The 25,614-nt window shown below is 60.2% G+C and carries 22 protein-coding genes; 18 read left to right on the forward strand and 4 right to left on the reverse strand.

What is annotated here, in order from left to right; genetic code table 11:
• Nucleotides 1-47: 47 nt before the first annotated feature.
• The 11 genes from IPJ76_03195 to IPJ76_03245 all read left to right on the forward strand — a co-directional run bounded on the left by IPJ76_03195 (nucleotide 48) and on the right by IPJ76_03245 (nucleotide 14,069).
• Nucleotides 48-3,815 (forward strand): gliding motility-associated C-terminal domain-containing protein, encoded by a 3,768-nt coding sequence (locus tag IPJ76_03195; GenBank protein QQR87243.1) that lies wholly within the window; start codon nucleotides 48-50, stop codon nucleotides 3,813-3,815.
• Nucleotides 3,816-3,820: 5 nt separating this feature from the next.
• Nucleotides 3,821-4,915 (forward strand): PorP/SprF family type IX secretion system membrane protein, encoded by a 1,095-nt coding sequence (locus tag IPJ76_03200; protein QQR87244.1) that lies wholly within the window; start codon nucleotides 3,821-3,823, stop codon nucleotides 4,913-4,915.
• Nucleotides 4,897-7,167 (forward strand): DUF1573 domain-containing protein, encoded by a 2,271-nt coding sequence (locus IPJ76_03205; GenBank protein QQR87245.1) that lies wholly within the window; start codon nucleotides 4,897-4,899, stop codon nucleotides 7,165-7,167. Before IPJ76_03200 ends, IPJ76_03205 begins: the two co-directional genes overlap by 19 nt.
• Before the next feature lie 176 nt (nucleotides 7,168-7,343).
• Nucleotides 7,344-8,063: a dipeptidase PepE gene (pepE, locus tag IPJ76_03210; protein QQR87246.1), complete on the forward strand. Its 720-nt coding sequence runs from the start codon at nucleotides 7,344-7,346 to the stop codon at nucleotides 8,061-8,063.
• A gap of 49 nt (nucleotides 8,064-8,112) precedes the next feature.
• Complete coding sequence (locus tag IPJ76_03215) at nucleotides 8,113-8,994, forward strand: mechanosensitive ion channel family protein (GenBank protein QQR87247.1); 882 nt, start codon at nucleotides 8,113-8,115, stop codon at nucleotides 8,992-8,994.
• The gene (gene corA / locus IPJ76_03220; GenBank protein ID QQR87248.1) at nucleotides 8,991-10,052 is read left to right on the forward strand and encodes a magnesium/cobalt transporter CorA; all 1,062 of its coding nucleotides are present in this window, start codon (nucleotides 8,991-8,993) and stop codon (nucleotides 10,050-10,052) included. The genes IPJ76_03215 and corA overlap by 4 nt, the downstream gene beginning before the upstream one ends.
• Nucleotides 10,053-10,386: 334 nt before the next feature.
• Nucleotides 10,387-11,802 carry an arginine decarboxylase gene (locus IPJ76_03225; GenBank protein QQR87249.1) on the forward strand — a complete coding sequence of 472 codons (1,416 nt, stop codon included), beginning with the start codon at nucleotides 10,387-10,389 and terminating at the stop codon, nucleotides 11,800-11,802.
• A gap of 91 nt (nucleotides 11,803-11,893) precedes the next feature.
• Nucleotides 11,894-12,868, forward strand: a complete 975-nt coding sequence (locus IPJ76_03230; GenBank protein QQR87250.1) for a deoxyhypusine synthase family protein — start codon at nucleotides 11,894-11,896, stop codon at nucleotides 12,866-12,868.
• A 14-nt stretch (nucleotides 12,869-12,882) separates the two neighbouring features.
• Nucleotides 12,883-13,302 carry a hypothetical protein gene (locus IPJ76_03235; GenBank protein QQR87251.1) on the forward strand — a complete coding sequence of 140 codons (420 nt, stop codon included), beginning with the start codon at nucleotides 12,883-12,885 and terminating at the stop codon, nucleotides 13,300-13,302.
• Nucleotides 13,303-13,455: 153 nt separating this feature from the next.
• Entirely contained in the window at nucleotides 13,456-13,875 is a 420-nt protein-coding gene (locus IPJ76_03240) for a VOC family protein (GenBank protein ID QQR87252.1), read from the forward strand.
• Nucleotides 13,872-14,069, forward strand: a complete 198-nt coding sequence (locus tag IPJ76_03245) for a hypothetical protein (protein ID QQR87253.1) — start codon at nucleotides 13,872-13,874, stop codon at nucleotides 14,067-14,069. The genes IPJ76_03240 and IPJ76_03245 overlap by 4 nt, the downstream gene beginning before the upstream one ends.
• A gap of 1 nt (nucleotide 14,070) precedes the next feature.
• On the opposite strand, the gene IPJ76_03250 is transcribed toward IPJ76_03245, so the two are convergent.
• From IPJ76_03250 to IPJ76_03265, 4 genes are all read right to left on the reverse strand, one after another.
• Nucleotides 14,071-14,466, reverse strand: coding sequence for a hypothetical protein (locus IPJ76_03250; protein QQR87254.1), 396 nt, complete (start codon nucleotides 14,464-14,466; stop codon nucleotides 14,071-14,073).
• Nucleotides 14,467-14,584: 118 nt separating this feature from the next.
• Nucleotides 14,585-15,403 (reverse strand): helix-turn-helix domain-containing protein, encoded by an 819-nt coding sequence (locus IPJ76_03255; GenBank protein QQR88386.1) that lies wholly within the window; start codon nucleotides 15,401-15,403, stop codon nucleotides 14,585-14,587.
• Between the two features lie 50 nt (nucleotides 15,404-15,453).
• Nucleotides 15,454-16,014: an ORF6N domain-containing protein gene (locus tag IPJ76_03260; protein QQR87255.1), complete on the reverse strand. Its 561-nt coding sequence runs from the start codon at nucleotides 16,012-16,014 to the stop codon at nucleotides 15,454-15,456.
• Between the two features lie 91 nt (nucleotides 16,015-16,105).
• Nucleotides 16,106-17,662, reverse strand: a complete 1,557-nt coding sequence (locus tag IPJ76_03265; protein QQR87256.1) for a CotH kinase family protein — start codon at nucleotides 17,660-17,662, stop codon at nucleotides 16,106-16,108.
• 158 nt (nucleotides 17,663-17,820) lie between these two features.
• Between IPJ76_03265 and scpA the strand changes: the two genes are divergently transcribed.
• The 7 genes from scpA to msrB all read left to right on the forward strand — a co-directional run bounded on the left by scpA (nucleotide 17,821) and on the right by msrB (nucleotide 25,580).
• Nucleotides 17,821-21,024 carry a methylmalonyl-CoA mutase gene (gene scpA, locus IPJ76_03270; protein ID QQR87257.1) on the forward strand — a complete coding sequence of 1,068 codons (3,204 nt, stop codon included), beginning with the start codon at nucleotides 17,821-17,823 and terminating at the stop codon, nucleotides 21,022-21,024.
• A 71-nt stretch (nucleotides 21,025-21,095) separates the two neighbouring features.
• Nucleotides 21,096-21,698: a hypothetical protein gene (locus tag IPJ76_03275; protein QQR87258.1), complete on the forward strand. Its 603-nt coding sequence runs from the start codon at nucleotides 21,096-21,098 to the stop codon at nucleotides 21,696-21,698.
• A gap of 11 nt (nucleotides 21,699-21,709) precedes the next feature.
• Nucleotides 21,710-22,141 (forward strand): hypothetical protein, encoded by a 432-nt coding sequence (locus IPJ76_03280; protein ID QQR87259.1) that lies wholly within the window; start codon nucleotides 21,710-21,712, stop codon nucleotides 22,139-22,141.
• Nucleotides 22,142-22,235: 94 nt separating this feature from the next.
• Nucleotides 22,236-22,676: a hypothetical protein gene (locus tag IPJ76_03285; protein QQR87260.1), complete on the forward strand. Its 441-nt coding sequence runs from the start codon at nucleotides 22,236-22,238 to the stop codon at nucleotides 22,674-22,676.
• Between the two features lie 100 nt (nucleotides 22,677-22,776).
• Nucleotides 22,777-23,031 carry a Smr/MutS family protein gene (locus tag IPJ76_03290; GenBank protein QQR87261.1) on the forward strand — a complete coding sequence of 85 codons (255 nt, stop codon included), beginning with the start codon at nucleotides 22,777-22,779 and terminating at the stop codon, nucleotides 23,029-23,031.
• A 165-nt stretch (nucleotides 23,032-23,196) separates the two neighbouring features.
• Nucleotides 23,197-24,960 (forward strand): ABC transporter ATP-binding protein, encoded by a 1,764-nt coding sequence (locus IPJ76_03295; GenBank protein QQR88387.1) that lies wholly within the window; start codon nucleotides 23,197-23,199, stop codon nucleotides 24,958-24,960.
• A gap of 92 nt (nucleotides 24,961-25,052) precedes the next feature.
• Nucleotides 25,053-25,580 carry a peptide-methionine (R)-S-oxide reductase MsrB gene (gene msrB, locus IPJ76_03300; GenBank protein QQR87262.1) on the forward strand — a complete coding sequence of 176 codons (528 nt, stop codon included), beginning with the start codon at nucleotides 25,053-25,055 and terminating at the stop codon, nucleotides 25,578-25,580.
• Nucleotides 25,581-25,614: the final 34 nt, after the last annotated feature.

A 25,614-nucleotide genomic window follows, 5' to 3' on the forward strand; every position in this document is an offset into this window, starting at 1 on the left:
CGGGGCACATATCACCACGTCCGGACCTTGGATAAATTCACCGGCCCATGGTCTTGCGACGGTTCGCCCCATTGTTCTTGCTGCTGCTGAGCCTTGCACCGGCAACCGGCGTGGCGCAGGAAGCAACCATCCTGCGTTACAACGAGAACAAGGGCCAGTGGCCTGCTACAGTGGCTTTCCGAGCCGATGCACCAGGAGCCACCGTATGGGTGGAACGCGACGGCATACTCATCGACCTCTACGATGCAGAAGCTGTGCACCGGTTGCATGGCGCACACGCTGGCCACCAGGACGACGATGCCAGTCCTGCGATCCGCCACCATGCCCTGAAGTTGAGGTTCCTTGGCACCGATGGGGCCCTGAAGGTGGAAGGCAAAGGCCTACGCAGCGGCCACACGAACTACATCATGGGTAGGGACAAGTCGAAATGGGCCGGCAACGTCCGCGGCTTCACCTCTGTGATGATGGACGATGTGTGGCCAGGCATCGACGTGGAGGTGAAGAGCGATGCGAACGGGTTGAAGTACGATTTCATCGTTGCGCCCGGGGCTGATGCAAGCGACATCCTTTTCACGTACGAAGGTGCTGATGGAACATTCCTTGAGGGGGAGGAACTCAGGATAGTTACATCACTCGGCAGGTTGACCGAGGCGATACCGATGGTGCAATGGAAGCCTGCAAAGGGCATGTCCATTTTCATCGATGCGACCTATGTGTTGAACGAGGAAGGCATAGTGGGGCTGAGTGTTCCTTACTTGGCGAACGACGGTACGCTGATCATCGACCCCACCCTCTCCTTCTCCACCTACAGCGGCAGCTTCAGTGACAACTTCGGCTACACCGCGACCTACGATGATGACGGCTTCCTGTACAGCGGGAGTTCCTCCTTCGGCAATGGTTATCCCACCACTGTTGGTGCCTATCAAACTTTCTGGGCCGGGGGCGATGGACAAGGCGGGATCGTAGGTACCGACATTGCCATAACCAAATACGACACCACCGGCACCTTCATCGTTTGGAGCACCATGATCGGTGGTCAAGGCGATGATCTGCCGCATAGCCTCATCGTCAACGACAATGACGAGGTGTTCATCCTGGGCACCACGGGCTCGCCCGACTTTCCTACCACTGCGGGATGCTTTGATTCAGCGTTCAGTGGTGGGGTATCCTTCTCGCCACAGGGGATCGGTGTCAGCTATCCATCAGGCAGCGATATGATCGTGGCGCGGTTGAGCAACAACGGCGGTGCCTTGCTGGCCAGCACCCATCTGGGCGGCACCGGTAACGATGGCCACAACACCAGTACTGCACTGAAAATGAACTACGCCGATGAGATGCGCGGCGAGGTGCTACTGGATGCGAACGATAACGTGTACATCATCAGCTGTACGGAGAGCACTGACTTCCCCACCACCAACAATGCGTTCCAACAGGGTTTTGCCGGAGGCAGTCACGATGGTGTGGTGGTGAAGATGGATGCCTCGCTGACCACGCTGCTCTTCAGCACCTACTTCGGCGGGAGCAATGCCGATGCGTGTTTCGGTGGCGAATTGGACGACAACGGCGACCTCTTCATCTGCGGCGGCAGTGCGAGCGGTGATCTGCCCACGACCAATTCAGCATACCAACAGGGCAACCAAGGCGGGCAGGCCGATGCGTTCGTTGCGCACCTCACCAACAACGGCACCACCATGGATGCCGGCAGCTACTACGGTAGCACGGCCTACGACCAAGCGTACTTCGTTGACCTGGACCAACAAGGCAACGTGTTCCTCTATGGGCAGACCCTGGCCCCGGCGAACCAGCTCATCTTCAACGCGCCGTACAACGTGCCCAACGCTGGGCAGTTCATCGCCAAGCTGGACAACGACCTCACCACGTTGTTGATAGGCTCGCGCTTCGGTGTCGGTGATGGCACACTGGATATCAGCCCCACGGCCTTCCTGGTGGACTATTGCGACAAGCTCTACGTGAGCGGCTGGGGCAGCAACATCGGCATTGGCCTGCCGCTCGGGGTCACTGGCATGGCCGTTACACCGAACGGATACCAGACCACCACGACAGGCAATGACTTCTACCTGGCCGTGTTCGAAGTGGACATGAGCAACCTGTTCTACGGCACCTTTTTCGGGGGGAACACGAGCGCGGAGCACGTGGACGGCGGAACCAGCCGCTTCGATCGCCGCGGGCGTGTGTACCAAAGCGTATGCGCTGGATGCGGCGGCAACAGCGACTTCCCCATCGAGCCGAACCCCGGTGCGGTGAGCGCCACCAACAACAGCACCAACTGCAACAACGGTGTCTTCAAGTTCGACTTCGACTTCCCCATCGTCGTCGCCGACTTCGATGTGGAACTGGCCTGCCTGCCGACACCGATCGTGTTCGAGAACAACAGCTACGGCGCCAGCGGCTACCTGTGGCTGTTCGGCGACAACACCAGCAGTTCGCTGGGTTCACCAACGCATGTCTATCCGGCTCCAGGGGTATATGAGGTCACGCTTATTGCGTTCAATCCCAATGCCTGCAACGAAGCCGATACCATGACACAACAGGTGGTGGTGCTGGGCAACGAGAGCTATTCACTGCCGGACACCAGCGTGTGCCAAGGTGGGCAGGTGCAGATCGGTCTGTTGCCCATTGCCGACCCGACCATCACCTACCAATGGAGCCCTTCCACGTGGCTGAGCAGCACCACCGTCGCCAATCCGATCAGCAGCCCACAAAGCACGATCACCTACACCTTGCTCATCGGCAATGGTATTTGCACGGATACGGTGACGCAAATGGTGATCGTGGACAATGCCTTGGTGGATGCTGGACCGGATACAACGATCTGCGGCCCCAACAGCAGCCTTGTGCTCACCGCTTCCGCAAGCGGCGCCATTGATGAATACCATTGGAGCACCAACCCGGACTTCACCGACCAGTTGAACATCGACCCCCTGGACCCATCGGTGTCGGTGAGCGTCACCCAGACCACGACCTTCTGGGTGATGGCGACCGCAGGCAATTGCGTCGGCGTCGATTCCGTGACGATCACGGTTGAAATGGCCGACCCGTCGCTCACCGGTGATAGTCTGATCTGTGCTGATGAAACAGCGACGTTGCAATTGCTCGGTGCACCGGCTGGATCGCAGATCGTATGGGGGCCTGCGAATGATGTTGATACGGGTCAAGGGACCACGACCGCCCAGGTCAGTCCTTCAGAAACGACGCTCTTCACCTGCAACGTGACCACACCCGCGGGTTGCACTTGGACCGGGACTACGACGGTGAACGTGAGCGAGGTGAGCGGCGGTGCGGTGAACGCCACAGTGGACCAGAGCATTGTTGTGGCGGGCACTACCGTCCAGTTGGGTGCCACACCTACCAATGGGGTCACCTATAGTTGGCAGCCAGCCGGGCAGGTCAGCAACCCGGGCATCGGCAACCCGACCGCCGTTGTTGACCAGACCACAACGTTCGTCGTGACCGTGAGCGATGGCATCTGCACGAAGAACGACAGCGTGACCGTGACGGTGTTCGAGTTCAACTGTGGCCTACCCGACATCTACGTGCCCAACGCATTCACCCCGAACGGCGATGGCAACAACGATGTGCTCTTCGTGCGCGGCAGGTACATCACCAGCCTCGAGTTCAAGATCTTCGACCGTTGGGGCGAACTCGTCTTCAGCACCACCGACCAAGGCAAGGGCTGGGACGCCACCTACAAGGAAAAGCCGGTTGATGCGGCGGTCTTCGTGTATTGGTTGAAGGTGCGCTGTGCGGATGGACAGGAACACTTCGAGAAAGGAAATACCACGGTGATACGATGAGGGGGATGCGCTCCTGGCTCCTGGCCGTTGGCCGTTGGCCCGTCGGTGCTTCGAACACCCGACGAGGCCACCCAAGGAGCGGACCGCACCAACGGGCCAAAGGCCATTGGCTGATGGCCCTGGGCATCCTCATCATCACTACCTCTCACGCCCAGGACATCCACTTCAGCCAGTTCTTCCGGACACCCATGGCCACCGCCCCGGCCAACATCGGGCAATTCGATGGCGCGTACCGTTTCAGCGGCGTGTTCCGCCAGCAATGGCGCAGCGTGACAAAGCCCTATCGCACGTTCGGTCTTGGCGGCGATGCCAAAGATGTGAAGGGCGTGGAAGGATTGGGCCTCGGCGCATGGCTGTTCAACGATCGCGCAGGCGATTCACGCCTGAACACGTTCCGACTGAACGTGGGCGGCAGCTACTCGAAGCACATCGACGCCGCCAAGCAGCATTCGCTTACCGCTGGCCTGCAGACGGGCTTCACCGCGATCAGCATCAACTACAGCGACCTGTACTTCGACGCGCAGTACAATGGCTTCTACTACGACCCATCGCTCAGCAACAACGAATCCTTCGCACGCGATGGACTCACGCATTTCGACCTTCACGCTGGGCTGGGCTACCACTACGTGATGGCCAAGCGCAAACGTGTTGATGCCGGTCTCTCCTTCTACAACCTGACCACACCCACCATCGGTTTCATGGGCGGTCCTGGCAGCCCATTGGATGTACGCACCGCTCTCAATTTCGTGGGACAGGTCCCTGTTGCGAACAAGATCGATGTGTTGCCGATGCTGCAGTGGATGGGCCAGGGCAAGTTCCGCGAGTTCATCCTCGGCGGCTCCGTGCGTTTCATCCAAAGCGAGATGATGGGCCTTCGCCGCGCAGTGCACGTGGGCGGTTATTGGCGTTGGGCCGATGCAGGCTACCTGTTCGCCGGTGTTGAGTACGATGATTGGGACATCGGCATCAGCTACGACTTCAACGTGAGCGAACTGGTGCCTGCGAGCCGCAATCGTGGCGGTATCGAACTCACGGCCATCTACATCATGGGGCGCACGTTCACCTTACCGCGATACAAGGCATGCCCCGAGCAGATCTGATCCTGTTGCGTGCGTTGGTGCTCATGGCTTTCGTCGTGCTGCACCGCTCGGCGGACGCACAAAGCGCTGGACAATGGATCCAGTGGGGCGACGATGCCATGGCACGCGGCGACCACTACGGCGCATCGCGCTTCTATGGGAACGCCTTGGAAGCGGACGGCGGCAAGATGGAGGCGCAATGGAAGATGGCCGAGGCGTGCCGCTTGTGCCACCGCTACCCGGAAGCGGAAGCGAACTACGCCAAGGTGGTGCAGAAGGACCGCACGCGCATCCACCCGGAGGCACAGCTGCACTTGGCCGAAATGCTCATGTGCAACGGCAAATACAAGGAGGCCGAAGAGGCATGGAAGAAGCTGAAGCAGCGCGAGAAGGACAAGAAGAGCTTCGCGTACCTGCGCGCCGAACAGGGCATTGCGGGCTGTGCCTTGGCGAAGGCCATGAAAGACAGCACCAGCACGTTCGTGGTGGTGAACCTGGGCGAACCGGTGAACAGCTACGACAGCGATTTCGGAGCGCGCTTCGGGCCGGACAGCACGCTTTGGTTCAGCAGCCTGCGTGGCGATGTGAACAACGACGGCGAGGTGCAGGACACAGCAGCCTACCACGTTGGGGTGTATTCGGCCGCGAAGCACGGTGCAGCGTGGAACCCGCCGATGATGGAACAAGGACCGCCGGATGCCATGGGCAGCGAACACGCGAACCTCTTCTGGGCCGATGCCACGCGCCAGTTTTTCACCATGGTGGATCCCGACGGCCGTCGCTCGATCGCACATCGCTTGATCAAATCGCCTGGACAACCCGTCAACGGATTGAGCACCGATGCCAACACCACGCAACCCTGGGTGGCCCGCATCAACGATCGCGAAGTGTTGTTCTTCACCAGCGACCGAACCGATGGCCGTGGCGGCATGGACATCTGGCTGGCCGATCTCACCGGCTCGGAAGCCAGCAACGTCCGCAACGCGGGCCCGTTGGTGAATTCGCCCGGCAACGAGACTTGTCCGGCCTTCGATGAAAATACGGGCACACTGTGGTTCAGCAGTGACTTCCACGCTGGTCTCGGTGGATATGATGTCTTCCGCAGTGAATGGAAGAACGAGATCTTCAACGCACCGGATAACGCAGGGCAGCCGATCAATTCACCGGCCAACGACCTCTACCCCGTCTTCAACGACGAGACCGGCGAGGGCTGGCTCACCAGCAACCGCATCGGTTCATTGGCCAAGAAAGGCGAGACCTGCTGCAACGACCTCTACCGTTGGAAGCTGCCGCGCGTGCTGCCTCCCCCGCCGGACACCACGGCCATGCTCGACAGTGTGGCGCTCGTTCCGGTGCGGAAGCTCATTGAATACCTGCCGCTGAAGCTCTACTTCCACAACGACGAGCCCGACCCGCGCAGCTGGAGCACCACCACTGAGCACCAGTACGACAGCACTTGGTACCGCTACAAGGCCATGCTGCCGCAATACGAGCGGGAGTTCGCCGGGATGCTGGACGGGGATGCGCGCGACGAAGCCATCACGAGCGTAGGGAACTTCTTCGGCAACGAAGCGCAAGCCGGTTACGACAAGGTGCAGCAGTTCATGAGCGAACTGCAAGGCACACTTGACCAGGGCCGCCAAGTGAACCTTCTGGTGCGCGGCTTCGCGAGCCCCCTGGCCAAGAGCGACTACAATGTGAACCTCTCGCTGCGCCGTATCCAAAGCCTGGTGAACCTGATGCGGGCATGGAACGGCGGTGCGCTTGCAGCCTATCTTGACGGAGTTGCTGCGAACGGTGGACGCCTTACCATCGAACGTGCTCCATTCGGTGAAGAGAAAGCCAAGACGGGCGTAAGCGACAACCTGCGCGACCAGCGCAAAAGCGTGTACGACCCCGATGCTGCGCGCGAACGGCGCATTGAGATCGAACGAGCGGAGATCTCCGGCGCAAGCGGTGAGACACTGCTGATGGAACAACAAGTGAAACGCGTGGGCAAACTGAAGGAAGGCGAACCCGTTGAGTTCGTCTTCGACATCAAGAACAGCAGCGACCAACCCCTCCGCATCCTGAGCGTAAAGGCCGATTGTGGTTGCACTACGGCGGTCGCTCCTGAGGAAGCTATTGCGCCGGGGGCCACGATCAAGCTCCCTGTGCAGTTCAGCGGCCGTGCGCCGCAGGGCGACTTCCGGCGAACCGTCCGCCTGCTCACCGATGGCGAACCTGCCGAGATCGAATTGATCCTGAGCGGGACGATCGTGGCGGCGGAGTGACCGTCCTCCGTCACCTCACCCTGCCCTCTCCCAAGGAGAGGGTCAGAGTACAAGCGATCGGCATGGTGGGCACCTTCCAAATCGCGCAAGCAAGTCGGTCGCGGTGCCGTAGCTACTTGCAGGCATTCAACCCTCTCCTTGGGAGAGGGCAGGGTGAGGTCAACTATGTTCGTCCCATGCGACTTCTTCTGCTCAGCAATTCCACCATGCCGGGTGAAGTCTTCTTCACCTGGCCCCGCACGTTGACATCCACCTTCCTCGGCGAAGGCCGCAAGCGTGTGGCCTTCGTGCCTTTCGCAGCGGTGTCGTTCAGCATGGAAGAGTACGCCGACACCGTGGCCAAAGTCTTCGACGAAATGGGCCATGACCTTTTCAGCCTTCACCGGGAAAAGGACCCGGTGGCCGCATTGGCTGCGTGCGACGCCGTAGCCGTAGGTGGCGGCAACTCTTTCCATCTTCTCAAACTACTGTACAAACACGACCTGGTCCGTGCCATCCGCAGGCGGGTGCAGGAGGGGCTTCCTTACATCGGTTGGAGCGCGGGGAGCAATGTGGCCTGCCCAACCATCATGACCACCAATGACATGCCCATCTGCGAACCGCCGAGCCTGCGGGCCATGGGACTGGTGCCTTGGCAGGTCAACCCGCACTACACGGAGCTCCGCATCCAAGGCCATGGGGGCGAGAGCCGTGACCAGCGCATCGCAGAGTACCTCGAGGTGAACCGCGAAATGAACGTGATCGGCCTGCGCGAGGGCTCAGCCTTGGAGGTCACGGACCGAAGCGTAGCACTTCATGGCGTCGGCATGCGACTATTCCGCAGGACCCGTATGCCCATCGACCTGGCCGGTGGCGCCCGGTTCGCGATCGACCTGAAGGATGTGGACAATGCCTGAGCACAACTGCTGAACGACCCCACTGACAGGATATGTTTGACCTGTCACGATGGAACTCTCGGCGGAGAAATTCGACATGCTGCTCGACAAGCTGGGCTTCAACCTGGTGCTGTTGGCCAAGGTGGTGGTCATTGTGCTGGCTGCGTTCGTACTGGAACGGTTCATCCGTCTGCTGCTCAAGCGCGCATACATGCGCAGCGAGCGCGCCCATGAGGACGCCACACGGTACCGCTTCCTGAAGAACGCCACACGGTTCATTGTTGGGCTGGTGGCCACTGCCGCGATCATTTACAGCATCCCGTCGTTCAAGCACATCGCCGTTACGCTCTTCGCTGGTGCCGGCATCCTGGTGGCCATCATTGGCCTGGCTGCGCAGGGCGCCTTCAGCAACATCATCAGTGGTGTGTTCATCGTCGCCTTCAAACCGTTCCGTGTCGGCGACCAGATCCGCGTGGGCGAGTTCAGCGGCGTTGTGGAGGATATCACGCTCAGGCATACCGTCATCCGTACATTCGAGAACAGGCGCGTGATCATGCCCAACAGCAAGATCAGCGACGAGACGATCGTCAACAGCACCATCGGAGATGCCGCCACTTGCGAGTTCGTGAGCGTTACGGTGAGCTACGAGTGCGATCTGGACAGGGCCATCGCCGTGCTGCAGGACGAAGCCATGCAGCACCCCTCCTATCGCGACCGGCGCACGGCCGAAGAAGTGGAGAACGGCTTGCCGCCGGTGCGTGTGCAAGTGACCGCATTGGCCGACAGCGGTGTTACGCTGCGCGCGGCGGTGTGGGCCGATGATGCGGGAGCCGCGCGCCTCATGCACTTCGACCTGCTGAGGAACATCAAGCTGCGCTTCGACCGCGAAGGCATCGAGATCCCCTATCCGCACCGTGTTGTGGTGCACAAAGGCCAACCCGCCAAGGCATGAAGAAAGTCAAGACCCGAGGCGGCAAAGCGGGACTTCCACCGGGCTCGCTCGTGGCCGTGGGCACCGGCACCAGCGGCGTTTCGCGCATCATCCTGTTCACGTACAATGCCGATGGTTACGAGGAAAAACAACTGGCCACGGTTGGCGACCTCCAGCTGCCCGATCCGAAAGAGAAAGTCAGTTGGTTGGACATTGATGGGCTCGACGACGACAGGGTGGTGGCGCAGACCGGCGAACGGTTCTGCCTGCACCCTCTCCTGCTGGAGGACGTATTGAACACCGATCACCGCCCCAAGGTGGAAGAGTATGACGGCAACTTGTTCGTGGTGGTGAAGATGCTGAGCCTCGACGAGGAGACCGGCGGGATCGAACGCGAGCAAGTGAGCTTCGTGCTGGGCAAAGGCTACGTTGTGAGCTTTCAGGAGAAGCCGGGCGACATCCTGGACCCGATACGTGATCGCATCCGGCACAAGCTGGGCAGGGTGCGCAAGAGCGGCGCCGACTATTTGCTCTACACCCTGTTGGACGTGATCGTGGACAACTACTTCCTCATCGTTGAGGACCTTGGCAGCCGGATCGAGGAACTGGAGCGGAAGGTGACCGTGCGGCCCGGGCGCGAGGACCTGCACAGCATGCAGGAACTGCGGAGCTTGCTGATCACCGTGAGCCGCTATGTGACCCCGATGCGTGAATTGGCCGGTCGGCTCAACACCATCCAGAGCGAACTCTTCGAGAAGAACACGCGCCGCTACATCAACGATCTACAGGACCATACCGTGTACATCGCCGACAGCATCGCCACCTTCAACGCCATGCTGAGCAACCTGGAGAACACCTGGCACGCCACCCTCAACATGAAGGGCAACGAAGTGATCCGGGTGCTCACGATCATTAGCTCCATCTTCATCCCGCTCACCTTCATCGTGGGCGTTTACGGTATGAACTTCGACCACATGCCCGAGCTTCGTTGGCACTTCGGCTACTACGCCATCTGGGGCCTGATGCTGGCCGTAGCGGTCGGCATGCTGATCTGGTTCCGGCGGAAGCGGTGGCTGTGATATCACAGCGCCTGCCGGGAGAATTTCACCCGCATCCGGCCATGGATCCACGACGCCTCTACTTTTGGTCCGTCTGACCACGGAATGACGAAACGAAGCACCGGCCTTTGCGATCTTACTTGGACCGCCCTGCTTCCGTGCGTCCCCTACCGCGGCTTCCGCTGATGCAAGCGACCGTGGACATCGGAACCCCAGTGGGCAGCCGCCCTCGCCGTTCCCCGGCCACGTCCCTCAGCCCCGTACCATCGTCCTCGACCTCCACAGCCCCACAGGGTCCGCTCTGTGCTGACGGGTCATGGGCCCACACCGACCATAGCTCACTTCCGTAAGGGGAATGAAGACCCGCTACATCGACCTGATCGAACAAACCTTCGACTTCCCGAAGGACGAATTCAACTTCCGTGACGGCAACCTCACGTGGAACGATCTTCCACTGACTGAGATCATCGAGAAGTACGGCACGCCGCTGCGGATCAGCTACCTGCCCAAGATCGGCGAGAAGATCGATGAGGCACGGGCGCACTTCGCCAAGGCCTTCAAGGAGCACAAGTACGTGGGCACCTACACGTACTTCTACTGCACCAAGAGCAATCATTTCCAGTATGTGATCGACAAGGTGCTCGACAAAGGCGTGAGCCTGGAGACGAGCAGCGCCTACGACATCGAGATCGTGGAGCTGATGATCGAGCGCGGCAAGCTGCCCAAGGACGCCACCATCCTCTGCAACGGCTTCAAGGACGAGCGCTACATACGGAACATCGCACGGTTGGCCAATAGCGGTTTCAAGGTGGTGCCCATCATCGACAACATGGGCGAACTCCACCGCCTCGATGAAGCCATCAACGTGCAGTGCGACATCGGGATCCGCATCGCCGCGGAAGAAGCACCGAAGTTCGAGTTCTATACCAGCCGTCTCGGTATCGGGTACAAGGACATCATCCCCTTCTACATGCGCAACGTGAGCAAGCAGCGCAAATTCAAGCTGAAGCTCATGCACTTCTTCATCAACACCGGCATCACGGACACGGCCTACTACTGGAACGAGCTGGGCAAGTGCGTGAACGTCTACTGCGACCTGAAGAAGCTCTGCCCCACGCTCGATACGCTGGACATCGGCGGTGGCATGCCCATCAAGAACAGCCTCAACTTCAGCTTCGATGCCGATTACATGATCGGCGAGATCGTGGGGCGCGTGAAGGACATCTGCGACGAGAACAAGGTGCAGGAACCGAACATCTACAGCGAATTCGGCAGCTTCACCGTGAGCGATTGCGGCGCCACCTTTTTCAGCATCGTGGACCAGAAAAAGCAGAACGACAAGGAGCGGTGGAACATGATCGACGGCAGCTTCATGACCACGCTGCCGGACACGTGGGCCATCAACAAGCGCTTCATCATGCTGCCCATCAACAACTGGGAGGACGAGTACGAGCGCGTTTTCCTCGGTGGCATGACCTGCGACAGCGACGACTACTACAACAGCGAGCAGCACGTCAACGCCATCTACCTGCCCAAGTACCGTGCGGGCCGCAAACAGCACATCGGCTTTTTCAACACCGGCGCCTACCAGGATTCGCTCGGCGGCTTCGGCGGCATCCAGCACTGCCTCATCCCGAAACCCAAGCACGTGCTGCTGGACCGGGCGGCCGATGGAAGCCTCGTCGATTGGCTCTTCGCTCCCGAACAAAGCAGCGAGCGCATGCTGGAACTGCTCGGTTATCTGCCGCAAGCCGAACTGGCGCGTCGCTGATCCGTGACTTCCGTACGTCTCTCGACCCAGCATCCGATGCACCGATGCGCGTGATATCGCGCGTCTATATTTCGCCCCGTTTTCAGCGACCATGAGCAATCGTCCGATCAGCAGCTTCATCGAGAAGCACTTCCTGCACTTCAACGCGGCCGCCCTGGTGGACGCCGCCAAAGGCTACAAGGCGCACAAAGCCGGCGGCAAGAAGATGATGATCACGTTGGCCGGTGCCATGAGCACGGGCGAACTCGGGAAGATCCTGGCCGAGATGATACGCAAGGGCCAGGTGGACATCATCAGCTGCACCGGCGCCAACTTGGAGGAGGACGTGATGAACCTGGTGGCCCACGACCATTATGAGCGGATCCCCCACTACCGGGATCTCACGCCGCAACAGGAGCGCGACCTGCTGGACCGCGGCATGAACCGCGTGACCGACACGTGCATCCCCGAGCACGAGGCCTTCCGGCGGCTGGAGAAACACGTGGTGGACCTCTGGACCGCCGACGACAAGAGCGGCAACCGCCGTTTCCCGCACCAGTACTTCTACGAGATGATCAACTCGGGCGTGCTGAAGCAGTACTACCAGATCGATCCGAAGGACAGTTGGATGGTGGCCGCCGCTGAGCGCAACCTGCCCATCATCTGCCCCGGCTGGGAGGACAGCACCCTTGGGAACATCTTCGCCGGGCATTGCATCGTGGGCGACTGCAAGCCGACCATGATGAAGAGCGGCATCGAGTACATGATGTGGCTGGCCGAGTGGTACACCGCCAACTGTGGCGAAGACGGCATCGGCTTCTTCCAGATCGGCGGAGGCATCGCGGGCGACTTCCCCATCTGCGTGGTGCCCATGTTGCACCAGGACCTGCAGCGCGACAACATCCCGTTCTGGAGCTACTTCTGCCAGATCAGCGACAGCACCACCAGCTACGGCAGCTACAGCGGTGCCGTCCCCAACGAGAAGATCACTTGGGGAAAATTGGACATCGGCACGCCGAAGTACATCATCGAAAGCGATGCTACTATTGTCGCGCCGCTCATCTTCGCATACATACTTGATATGTAACAGCCCGCGCTCCCATGCAACGACTGATACGCTCCTTCAACACCCTTACCGACGAACTGAAGGAAACCCTTCAGGAACAGTACCCCGACGGGATCGACTCGTCGCACATCAAGTCCATCCCAACGGCCAAGGGCGACCTGCTGCGCGTCATCGAGCTCAAGACCCCCGAGGCCCTCTACCTCATCAAGATCAATCCCGAAAGCCGCGAGGAGATCGAGCAGTTTCTCGACCAGGAGGACAGTGGTCCTAGCGGCGGTGGCGACGATGACGAGGCACCGGAAGGACTGGAGGGCGCAGAAGGCGGCGAAGAAGAAGCCGGAGGTGGCGACGACGAGGGCGCCGGGGGCGATGATGATGGCGATGACGACGACGGTGATGATGACGATGATGATGACGCCGGCGGCGACGACGAGGAAGATGACGATGAGGATTGACCACCTCACCTGAACTTGGACAGGACGCCACCCGCAACGGTGGCGTTCTTCATTGGGGCCGGTGGAAAAGCCCACGGCCATTGACCGTGATCCAGCGACCTGACCCGCTTACCTTACCGCCATCGCCAGCGATCAAGTTCCGGCGAGCACCGCATGCTCCAGGGGAAGTTCCACATCGCCTTCGCCACCACCGACCTCAAACGCATCAAAGCATTCTACGGCGGCTTGCTCGGCTGCCCCGAAGGCCGCAGCGCCAAGAACTGGGTGGACTACAACTTTTTCGGCCACCAGCTCACCATCCAGGAAGTGCCGCGCATGGAGCGTGTGTCGCGCGTGTACAACCCCAAAAGCAATGTACCCAGTGATCACTGGGGTATCGTTCTCGATCCGGAAGATTGGAAGAAGCTCCGCGACAAGTGCGAGAAGATCGGCGTCACCTTCTTCATCGACCCCAACATGGTCATGAAAGGTGAAGTGGGTGAGCAGATGAGCTTCTTCATCGAGGATCCCGATGGGCACGCCATCGAGTTCAAGGCGATGACGGAGAAGAACGCCCTCTTCAAAAAGGGATGAAGGCCTGGCATGCGGCCGTATTGCTGGGCATTGGCATCCCCTTTCTCCTTCTCGGCTTCCTGTTCAAGATCCAGCATTGGCCGGGGGCCCTTTTGCTTATGCTCATCGGCGGCAATGTGTCCGTGATCGGTCTGGCCTTGATCGTCCACAAGGCCTTGCGGCACGGCGGGCGTTCCGACTTCTGGAACAGCTAGATCAGTAGGTGCGGGCCGCGATCAGGTCGCCAGCGGCACTCCGCTGTTCCGCCCGCGACAAGTCGCCGTCGGCATAGCTGAGCAGGCCTACCGTTTGGTCCTCCACGTTGCGGATGGTCCAATGGCCATTGCGAAGGCCGGATATGAAGAGGGCTTCGCAAAGCACTACACCGTTCTCGGCGAACTGCTTCCACACGCCATCGCGCAAGCCATCACGGAAACCGCCCAATTCCTTCACCCTTCCGCTTTCGTAGTAGGTGATGAAGCGGACCTGATCACCATCGATGTACTGGGTACTGGCCAGCTTGCCGTTCGGGTAGCGCTCCTGTATGAATTGCTCCTGGGCTTGGGCCCCGGCGAGCAGAAGGAACAAAAGAGCGGTGGCAAGCGTTTTCATGGCGTCGTTGTACCTCCCTTCAACGATGCCAAGATAACGTTAGTTGCGCATGGATCTTACATTGCCTTAACATAGGTCATGAGCATGCGCCTGTTCACCGCCGGGGCACAGGCGCGCATCACAACGGCAGCCGCCCCTGCCCCTCCAGCGAGGTCCGCAGGCGGATCACCTCGGCGCGCAGGTCCATGACGTTGCGGGCCAGATCATCACGGGTAAGGTTGGGCTCGGGCAGGTCGTGGCTGATGAAGTGCACGAACTTCCAGATCTCCAGGATCTCGCCCACAGGCACCTCATAGGGCTCGTAAAGAGGGTTGGTGCTGCACAGCAGGAAGGCGCCTTTCTCCTTGATCTGGTTGTAGAGCACCTTGAAGACGATGCCCTCGGCGCGGGTGACCACGATGTAGGGCTGCCCGTCGCGGATGAGCTCCCAGTTCTGCACGTATTCGCCGGTTACCCAGCTACCGTGCGCCACGGGCGGCATACTGTCGCCGTTGATGGGGAAGGTGCGGTACTTCTTCTGCTTGCTGAGGAAGGGCATGCGGAAAGTGGGCAGTACGCTGATGAAATCGGGATCGGCGTAGCCGGTGGCATAACCTGCCCGGGCCTGCTCGTGCACCAGTTCGATGTTCTCGTCGTTGTCGCCGCCCACGGTGGTGGCCAGCACGCGCAGGCGCATACCGTTCACGTCCACATCGCCGCCGCGCTCCAGGATGCTCAGCTGCTGTTCGCCGTAGAGGGACAGGTCCTCGCGCAGGAGCCGGTCGATGCTCACCTTGAAATAGCCACTGATGCGCATGAGCAGGTCGAAGGGCGGTTCGGCTGAGCCGTTCTCGTAACCGCTCCAACTGGACCGCTTCACGTCGAGGGCCACGGCCACCTCCTCTTGGCTGCGGCCGCGGCGCTTGCGCAGGAGTTTCAGGTTGTTGCCGAAGGGCAGCACGGGGGGCGGGGCCGGTGCCGCTGTTGTGTTGAGGGTGCGTGCGTTGTTCATGGTTGTTGACGCTTGTACCCGATAGCCGGACGCGGCGCAACGGGCGGGTTCAGCAGTTCTTTCAAGTATTGGAACAGGGTGCCGATGCTGTCATCATGCTCCTCCACCCTTCGTTCCATCTGTTCCAGTTTCAGCAGGATATCCTTGTGGGCCATGATCATCCCGCGCATATGCACGAACACTTCGATGATGCGGATGCTCATGGCCACGGCCCGCTCGCTTTTCAGCACGTTGGCCAGCATCAGCACGCCATGCTCCGTGAAGGCATAAGGCAAAGCACCACCAGTATGACTGAAAGACGGTATCGCATTTTGCGATACCATATCCCGTAACTCCTTATCCGTCAGTTGGAACATGAAGGTGCCAGGGAACCTTGACTTGTTCCGTTTCACCTGCTCCCGAAGCCTGATCGACCGCACACCGTACAGCTCGGCCAGGTCCCGGTCCAGCATCACCCGTTGGCCGCGCAGCAGCAGGATCTTCTCCATGATGATCCCATCATGTAGAACGGTTCCGCCATAAGCGGGCTTGGGCTCCAGTGCCACGGAAGCTGTCATCACGCCGACTGATTATCCGGCATGCAAACATAGTGACGGATTTCACATCTTCAACAAGACGCATAATCCGTCATTATCGCAGAGCTGTCGTTCACTCCTTCACCACCAAGACCCGCACCTGCTCCTCTCCTTCCATGGCGGTGAGCACATAGCTGCCCGGGGCCAGCGCCGACAGGTCCAAGCCGTTACCGGTCATGGGCACTTCCCAGCGGCGGCCAAGCGCGTCGGTCACCAGCACATCGCGCAATCGCACCCCCATCGGCAGGGTGAGGTTCACCGGGCCGGTGGTCGGGTTGGGGTATGCGGCGAAGGCCTCCGCGAACACCTCGGGCATGCCCACTGAACTGCAATCGAGGGTGGAGTTCAGGAGGTTGGTGCGCCGCTCGGCAATGAACGACTTCAGTCCGGGCATGGTCCACCAGAACCCGCCGCTGAACGCCGTGGTGGTCTGTTCGATGTTGTTCTCGAAGTCGGCGTTCTGGAATTCCTTGTTGTTGTCGGCATATACATGCGGCTGTATGAGGTCGTGCAACTGATCGATGTACGGGTCCAGTTCGGCATTGGTGAACCGCTCGAAGAGATCGCAGTATTCCACCAAATAGGCCTGGCGCAACGTGGCGTTGCCCATGACACGCTGCAGCAACCGGCGGCCCGGGCTGGTGTACGTGGCGGGCAGCGCAGCCACATCGTTCACCCATTGCGGCACGTAGCGTCCAAAGGCCATGTTCGCGTCCCAATGCACCCAGTTCCACTTGAAGGTGGTGCTGTCGTGGTAGAGGTAGTAGTTGCGTGCGGTGCCGTAGTACGCGTCCATGTTGCCGAAGAGATTGTCGAGCGCCAATGAGCGCAGCACGCCGGTCCATTCAAAGCGATCGGGCAGCCCGGCCACCAGATCGGTGCTGTTGGTGTTGTCGATGAAGTCGAGCAACTCGATCAGGTCCGTCCAATCGTTCAGCACCTCGTTCGTCTTCAGCTCGTAGCGGCCGGTGTAGTTGGTGGCCACATTGCCGTAGTGGTTCAGGTCGGCTTCCAGACCCAGTCCGCCGCCATCGGGGGTGTAGTTGTCGCCGGCCTTGAAGAGGTTGCCATCGTTGGCACCCAGCCACCGGTCCAGGAAGGTCTTGTCCACCTGTTCGATGACGCTGTAGAAGCCCCACGCCTGGCCGTTGAGCGACACATTGGCGAAACCCACGCGCGGGGCCAGTACGCCTTCGCGGCGGCATACGTCCATGAACACCTTCTCGCGCAGCAGGCTGGCGTCGCTCCAGTTGTTGCTCAGGTTGAGCTTCTTCAGGCCATGGTACTTCTGCCCATCGATGTAGGCGTCGAAGTCGATCTTGATGGGTTTCTTCTGCGTGGGGTAGAAATCGAACGAACTGTTCCCCTTCAGGCGCACGCCCACGCTATCGAAGGAGTAGGTGCCGGACAGGTCGGTGATGACCACATCAGCAGGGATCAGCGCCTCCGTGCCCGATTGGTGGTTCATCAGCAAGGTGATCCAGAAGTCGGGGTCATCGAAGGAGAGCTGGATGTTGATGACCTGGTCGGTATCGAACAGCGTGTCGCCCGCCAGTTGCGCGGTAGCGTGCTGGGCGGAAAGCAACGATAGGGCAACAACAAAAGCCGTGGAGCGGAGCCGTAGTGGCATCGGATGGTTTTCACCCTTGACGCCAAGGCCGGTGTGGTCGTCTGCCCAAGGATGCTCAGGATCGGGCAACGGGGCACCCTGCCGGGGGAACGGGAGCCCGGACGGAACGACCGGTCAGGGAACAGCCACCGATCGGTGGGCGGCCGATCTTCGCCACGATGGCAACCACGAAGCTGTTCGACGCCTTCCCGCCCGCCACGCGCGAGCAGTGGGAGGCCGTGATCAAGAAGGAACTGAAGGACAAGGACCTGTCCACATTGAACGTGAACGTGGACGGCAAGGAACTGCCGCCGTTCCATGTGGCCACTGATGGCGGTCCGCAGGGCGTTCGCCGCAGGGGTGTGAAGAGAGATGGCAATGCGTGGCGCGCAACGGTAGGCATCGATGCAAACGGTGCGGATGCGAACAAGCTGGCGCTGGAAGCTCTTACGGGCGGTGCCGATGCGCTGGAGTTCTACGGCAAACCGAACGACCTCCATGCCCTGCTGAAGGATGTGTGGATCGGTGCCATCGACCTATCAGTGGACGGCGATGCGGCGATGCTCGATGCATTGCTCGCTTCGCACGCCCAACAGAACACGCCTGCTGCGGAAGTCAGCCTGTGCCTTGGTCTTCCGCACGATGCCGATGTGCGCGCGTTGAAGGACAAGCTCGCGAAGCATCCGCGTGTGCGCCTCTTCAGCGTGAGCGATGGCGGAGCGCGCAGTACCGCCGATGCGCTTCAACAAGGCCGCGCGCTCCTCTCCCACTTGATCGCCCAAGGCTTCACCATCGATGATGCCTGCGCACGCCTTCAGTTCCGCCTTCACCTCGGCGATGATCTCTTCGTGGAAGCTGCGCGTCTGCGTGCGTTCCGCGAAGCATGGGCCGCTGTCGTTGATGAGTTCAAGCCGCAACACGACTGCTCGCACACCACATGGATCCAAGCGGTGGTCTCATACCCTGCCGAGACCAAATCCGCCCACGAGAACCTGATCCGCGCCACACTGCAAGCGATGAGCGCGATCACCGGTGGATGCGATGGTCTGACCATCCCCACCCCTACCCTGCCCGAAGGCGATGCCCTCGCGCGCCGCGCCGTGCGCAACATCCACAACCTGTTGCGCGATGAGAGTTTTCTCGCTCGCGTGGCGGACCCACTGGGCGGCTCATTCACCACGGAGCAGCTCACCACAACTCTGGCCACAGCGCTGACCGACCAGGGAAGCGCTGCCCAGCCCGAGGCCCGTGGCATGAAGCCTGAGGCCAGCATTCCGACGAGAGAGGAGATCCTCCTCAAGCCCCGCTACACCGCCGCAGACCTCGAAGGACTGGAGCACCTGCACTTCGCCGCCGGCATCCCGCCCTATTTGCGCGGACCCTACGGCAGCATGTACGCCATCCGTCCGTGGACGATCCGGCAGTACGCGGGCTTCAGTACGGCCGAGGCGAGCAACGCCTTCTATCGCCGCAACCTCGCAGCAGGGCAAATGGGATTGAGCGTCGCCTTCGACCTCGCCACGCACCGCGGCTACGACAGCGACCATCCTCGCGTGAAAGGCGACGTGGGCAAGGCCGGGGTGGCCATCAGCAGCGTGGAGGACATGAAGATCCTCTTCGACAGCATACCGCTGGACAAGATGAGCGTGAGCATGACGATGAACGGCGCCGTGCTGCCCATCATGGCCTTCTTCATCGTGGCGGCGGAAGAACAAGGCGTGGCACCGGAGCAATTGCAAGGCACCATCCAGAACGACATCCTGAAAGAGTTCATGGTGCGTAACACCTACATCTATCCGCCGGGGCCGAGCATGCGCATCGTGGGCGACATCTTCTCGTATTGCGCGAAGAAGATGCCCAAGTTCAATTGCATCAGCATCAGCGGCTACCATATGCACGAGGCCGGTGCGCCAGCGGACCTGGAGCTCGCCTACACGCTGGCCGATGGCATCGAGTACGTCCGCACGGGCATCGCGGCCGGCATGAAGGTCGATGAGTTCGCCAACCGCCTCAGCTTCTTCTGGGGCATCGGCATGGACCTCTTCATGGAAGTCGCCAAGATGCGCGCCGGCCGTTTGCTCTGGGCGAAGATGCTGCATGAGATCGGCGCGACGGACAAGAAGAGTCTCGCACTGCGCACGCACTGTCAGACCAGCGGCTGGAGCCTCACCGCGCAGGATCCATTCAACAACGTGGCGCGCACCACGGTGGAAGCGCTGGCCGCTGTGCTGGGTGGAACACAATCGCTGCACACCAATTCGCTCGACGAGGCCATCGCGCTGCCCACGGACTTCAGCGCCAAGATCGCGCGCGACACGCAGCTCTATCTGCAGAAGAACAGCGGCATCACCAAGTTCATCGATCCGCTCGGCGGCAGCTATTACGTGGAAAGCCTCACGCACGAGTTGGTCCACAAGGCGTGGGCGCGCATCACTGAAGTGGAAGAGCTGGGCGGCATGAGCAAGGCCATCGAGACCGGACTGCCGAAGATGCGCATAGAGGAAGCCGCCGCGAAACGACAAGCGCGCATCGACACAGGCAAGGACAAGATCATCGGCGTGAACGCCTTTGTGACGGAGGATGAGACGAAGATGGAATTGCTGGAGGTGGACAACACTTCAGTACGCGAATCCCAAGTCGCCAGGCTGAAACAGATCCGCGCGAGCCGGGATGAAGGTGCGGTTCAAGAAGCTCTGCAAGCGCTGACGAAAGCGGCCACAGGCCACAGGCCACAGGCCTCGGGCTCAGGCGCCGACGAGCCTGAAGCCCGAGGCCTGCAGCCTGAGGCCAACTTGCTGGAGCTAGCAGTTAGATCTGCCCGTGCCCGAGCCACATTGGGCGAGATCAGCGACGCACTGGAGAAAGCCTTCGGTCGTTACAGCGCCACCATCCGCAGCATCAGTGGTGTTTACTCAGCAGAGAGCATGCAGGATCCCGAGATGAAGGAGGCCATGCGCCTCGCCGATGAATTCGCGAAGGTGGAGGGCCGTCGTCCGCGCATCCTTGTGGCTAAAATGGGCCAGGACGGTCACGACCGCGGCGCCAAGGTGATCGCCACAAGCTTCGCCGACATCGGCTTCGACGTTGACATCGGTCCGCTGTTCCAAACGCCGCAGGAAGTAGCCAAACAAGCCATCGAGAACGATGTGCATGTGCTGGGCATCAGCAGCCTCGCCGGTGGTCACAAGACCCTGGTGCCCGAGGTGATCAAGGAGTTGCGCGAGACCTACAAACGCGGCGACATCCTCGTGGTGGCCGGAGGGGTGATACCGCCCGATCATTTCCAATTCCTGAAGGATGCGGGTTGCTTTGATGTGTACGGGCCGGGGACGAAGATCCCGAAGGCGGCGATGGGGATCATCAAACGATTGATGGAACACTGAACGGCAATCCACAGATTTCCCCTAGGCGTACCTGTACCGTCGACCTACTGGGTCGACCCTCGCGACCTTCCATGCCCCCACATTTCCACAAACACATCCGCCTCCGCGATCGCGACTACACACAGGGCGCCTACTTCGTGACTTTGTGTGTGTGGCACCGCGCGAACATCTTCGGGAACATTGTGCGTGGCCCGGCACTATGCACGTCGACCCAGTGGGTCGACGCTACGGGTGGACCGGCCAATGATGCGTTCATGGAATTGAACGACGCGGGCCGCATCGTCGATGAATGCTGGCGGTCCATCCCGCACCATTTCCCGCACGCACGGCTGGATCAACTACAGATCATGCCGGACCATCTGCATGCGATCATTGCGTTGGTACCACCGGTGGGCACCGGGTCGACCCGGTGGGTCGACGCTACGGGGGCATTGAACGATGGTCCTGTGATCGACAATGTTCCGGCCAAACCGCGTGGACCTGTCGCCGGTTCGTTGGGGGCCATCATCGCGGCGTTCAAATCGGAAACGACCAAACGCATCAACCGCCTGAACGGCGTCACTGCGCAACGCATTTGGCAACCGGGCTACTACGAACGCGCCATCCGCCGCGACGTAGGCGAATACGGGCGCATCGCGCAGTACATAGCGGAGAACCCGGTGAATTGGCGATGACGAAACGTCGCATGGCCTATGTGCTGCTCGTCCTTTCCATTGGTACGGGCGCATCTCTTCTGTGGAGCATTGGCTTCTTCGATCCTCACAAGGTTCTGCTGGAGGTCATTGCCACCACGGGCGGGGATTACGGTGTCGTGGTGGGGAACTGGAAACTCAGCACCCCGGCTATTGATGCCGTTCCTGGCTTGTCGTTGTCGCGGCATGATGTGTACGTGACCGGCGAGCCGATTCCATCGGATGCGTATGACCTGAGGAACGACTACATCTTGGCGGAAGGCGAAGTGATCGGATACGACGGTCATGCGTCAGAGCGGTATCCCCTGATGAACGTCACGCACTGGGCTCGCATCAATGGGCTTGATTTCTTCCTGCGCAAATGGCTTGCAATTCTTGGTCTTGTCGTGGCGATCCTCCTTCTTTGGAGAAGAAAAGAACCATGAACTCCCATAGGCAAGCAGGCTGCTTCGATGTGTACGGGCCGGGGACGCGGATACCGGTGGCGGCGATGGGGATTGTCCAAGCACTGTCTCGGCGATGACCCTCACCAACTTTGAGATCGGCGGCGATATGATCAGCTTCCTGGTCGATGGCTATGAATTGGACATGCACAACTGCTATCAACTAGAACGCTTCGACCAGAACTCACGATCCGGTACGGCTACGTTGGTCTTTGTAAGAGGAGTCGGGAATTGGATCAAGCACACTGACCCGCTAAGACTCACGCTTGATTTTGTGAACGTGGAGCACGTGCTTCAATGTGAGCCTGATGCTGACTATCCATCTGAGTATGTGAATGCAGACAAGAACACTTCGGACATCATGGGATTCACATCGGACGACACTGATGAAGACTGGGGTGTCCAGACGACAGAGTCTGACACGAACCGAAACGACCTGATGATCATCACCTTCGTTACTGGACGTGCAATCAAGATCAAGGCCTCAAGTGTCAGTTTACATGTGGAACGCGAATAGCGAAGTGTCTAGGTTCGGGTACTTCGATGTGTACGGTCCGGGCACGAAGATCCCGCTGGCAGCGAAGGGGATCATTGCGCGATTGATGGAACGGTGAACGATGAGCAAGCACAAGATCGACCTCCACGACATCTTCAACAAAGGCGACCAGATCGACCGCGCGCTGCATGAAGCCATGGACTTCTGCATCGACCGCCGCATCGACATGCTGGAGATCATCCCCGGCAAGGGCAGCGGGCAGTTGAAGAAGAAGGTGCTGCGCTTCCTGCAGCTACCCGATGTGAAGAAGACCTACCACCGGATTGATAAGGACCGCGACAACTTCGGACGGTTATTCGTGCGCTTCAAGCATTGAAAATCGCGGTTGCCGATGGGTCCGCACCTGCCGATCCGTCCATATGCCAACGCATGGCCCAACCCTTGACCTTCGCGCGGCCCTATCCGAACCACCCTGCACTTGGATCCACGCAAACTCGCTACTTCCCGCGCTGAGCGCACACCGAACGGCCAACGCGCCAAAATGAGAGCGGCCGGTGGCTCACTGCCAAAAGCCAAACCGAGTGTCACCTGGCGCACGGCATTCCGTCAGTTCATCTGGCCGCGCAGGAAGAACGTGTTCATCGGGTTGGTGCTCATCGTCATCAGTCGTGTGGCGGGCATGGTATTGCCGGGCAGCACCAAGTACCTGTTGGACGATGTGGTGGGCAAGAACGACCTGGACATGCTGTGGATCCTGCTCGCCGCCGTGGTGGGCGCGCTCATCATCCAGAGCGTAACCAGCTACATCCTCACGCAGTTGCTGAGCGTGGAAGCGCAATTGCTCATCAGTCAGCTGCGCACGCAGGTGCAGCGCAAGATCCTATCGCTGCCCATCAGCTTCTTCGACAACACGAAGAGCGGCGCGCTGGTGAGCCGTATCATGAGCGACGTGGAAGGCGTACGCAACTTGGTGGGCACTGGGCTGGTGCAGCTCATCGGCGGAACGCTCACGGCGCTGATCTCGCTCATGTGGCTCATCTATATCAGCCCGTGGATGACGCTCTTCGTACTGGTGCCGGTGGCCTTCTTCGCCTTCGTGGCCATGAAGGCTTTTGGCAAGATCCGGCCCATCTTCCGCACACGCGGCGTGATCAATGCCGAGGTGACGGGCCGCCTCACCGAAACGCTGAACGGTGTGCGCGTGATCAAGGGCTTCGGTGCGGAAGAGCAGGAGAACAAGACCTTCGAGAAAGGGGTGCAGCGTTTGTTCGACAACGTAAAGACCAGCCTCACGGCCACTTCGTTCATCAGCAGCATGAGCACACTCTTGCTCGGTTTGGCCAGCGCAGGCATCATGGGCATCGGTGCGTACCAGATGGTTGGCGGCGACCTCACCAGCGGCGAGTTCGTGCAGTTCACTGTGCTGCTGGGCTTCATGATCGCGCCCATCGTGCAGATGAGCAACATAGGCAGCCAGCTCACTGAAGCTTTCGCCGGCTTGGACCGCACCGAGGAGATCATGAAGATGCAGCCTGAGGATGTGGTGGACGATCGCCCGATCCAGATCACTGACGTGAAGGGCGACATCGCTTTTCACGATGTGCGTTTTGCCTACGAGGAGGACAAGGATGTCCTGCACGGCATCAGCTTCGAAGCTTCAAAAGGTTCGGTGATCGCTTTGGTGGGGACCAGCGGCAGTGGCAAGAGCACCATAGCGGGATTGGTCGCCACCTTCCTCACGCCCACTTCAGGGAAAGTCACGGTGGATGGTAACGACCTGAGCCGGGTGAACCTCGCCAGCTACCGCCGTCACCTGGGCGTGGTGCTCCAGGACGACTTCCTCTTCGAAGGCACGATCCGCGAGAACATCCTTTTCCCGCGACCGGACGCCACTGAAGAACAATTGTTGAAGGCGGTGAAAGGCGCCTACGTGAACGAGTTTACCGACCGCATGGAACTGGGGCTCAATACCGTGATCGGCGAGCGCGGCGTGAAGCTGAGCGGCGGTCAACGCCAGCGTGTGGCCATTGCGCGCGCCATGCTGGCCGACCCGAAGATCCTGATCCTGGACGAGGCCACCAGCAACCTGGACACCGAGAGCGAGGCGCTGATCCAGAAGAGCTTGAACGAGCTCGTGAAGGACCGTACCACATTCGTCATCGCCCACCGATTGAGCACCATCCGCCAGGCCACCGAGATCCTGGTGATCGAACATGGACGCATCGCCGAGCGCGGCACGCACGCCGAACTCATTGCCAAGGAGGGTCGCTATTTCGAGCTCTACACCTACCAAGCAAGGATCTGACGACCACACCGGTCGGCCATCCCATCCGATCCACCCGGACATTGGCACCGTATGTGGAGGCGGAACGACCAAAACCATCAACAACTTTGCACATGCGTCAATCCCTCTTGGTCTGCTTCGCCGCCCTGGCCACCACCTTGGGTTGCGCCCAAGCCGACACCCCGAACGCACCACCTTCCACGGCACAACCGAACATGAACCCGCACTACAGCCGCACCGACACCACCAAGCTGACCGTGAGCGACGCCGAGTGGAAACGCATCCTGCCCGAAGAGCTCTACTACATCGCCCGGGAAGCCGGCACCGAACGGGCCTTCACCGGCAAGTACTGGGACTTTGAAGGCACTGGCACATACTACTGCGCAGTGTGCGGCAATCCGCTCTTCAAAAGCGACAGCAAGTTCGGGAGCGGCTGCGGCTGGCCGAGCTTCTACGAGACCATACGACCGAACAGCGTCGCTTACATCGTGGACCGCAGCCATGGCATGGTGCGCGAGGAAGTGCGTTGCGGCCGTTGCAACAGCCACCTGGGCCACGTGTTCGACGACGGCCCGCCACCGACCGGCAAGCGCTTCTGCATGAATTCGCCGGTGCTCGACTTCGAGCCTGGGACGAAATGAGGATGAGCTCCTAGCCTATTCGTCGGAGGGTCGG

It is taken from the genome of Flavobacteriales bacterium (assembly GCA_016699575.1).
Lineage (GTDB): Bacteria > Bacteroidota > Bacteroidia > Flavobacteriales_F > PHOS-HE28 > PHOS-HE28.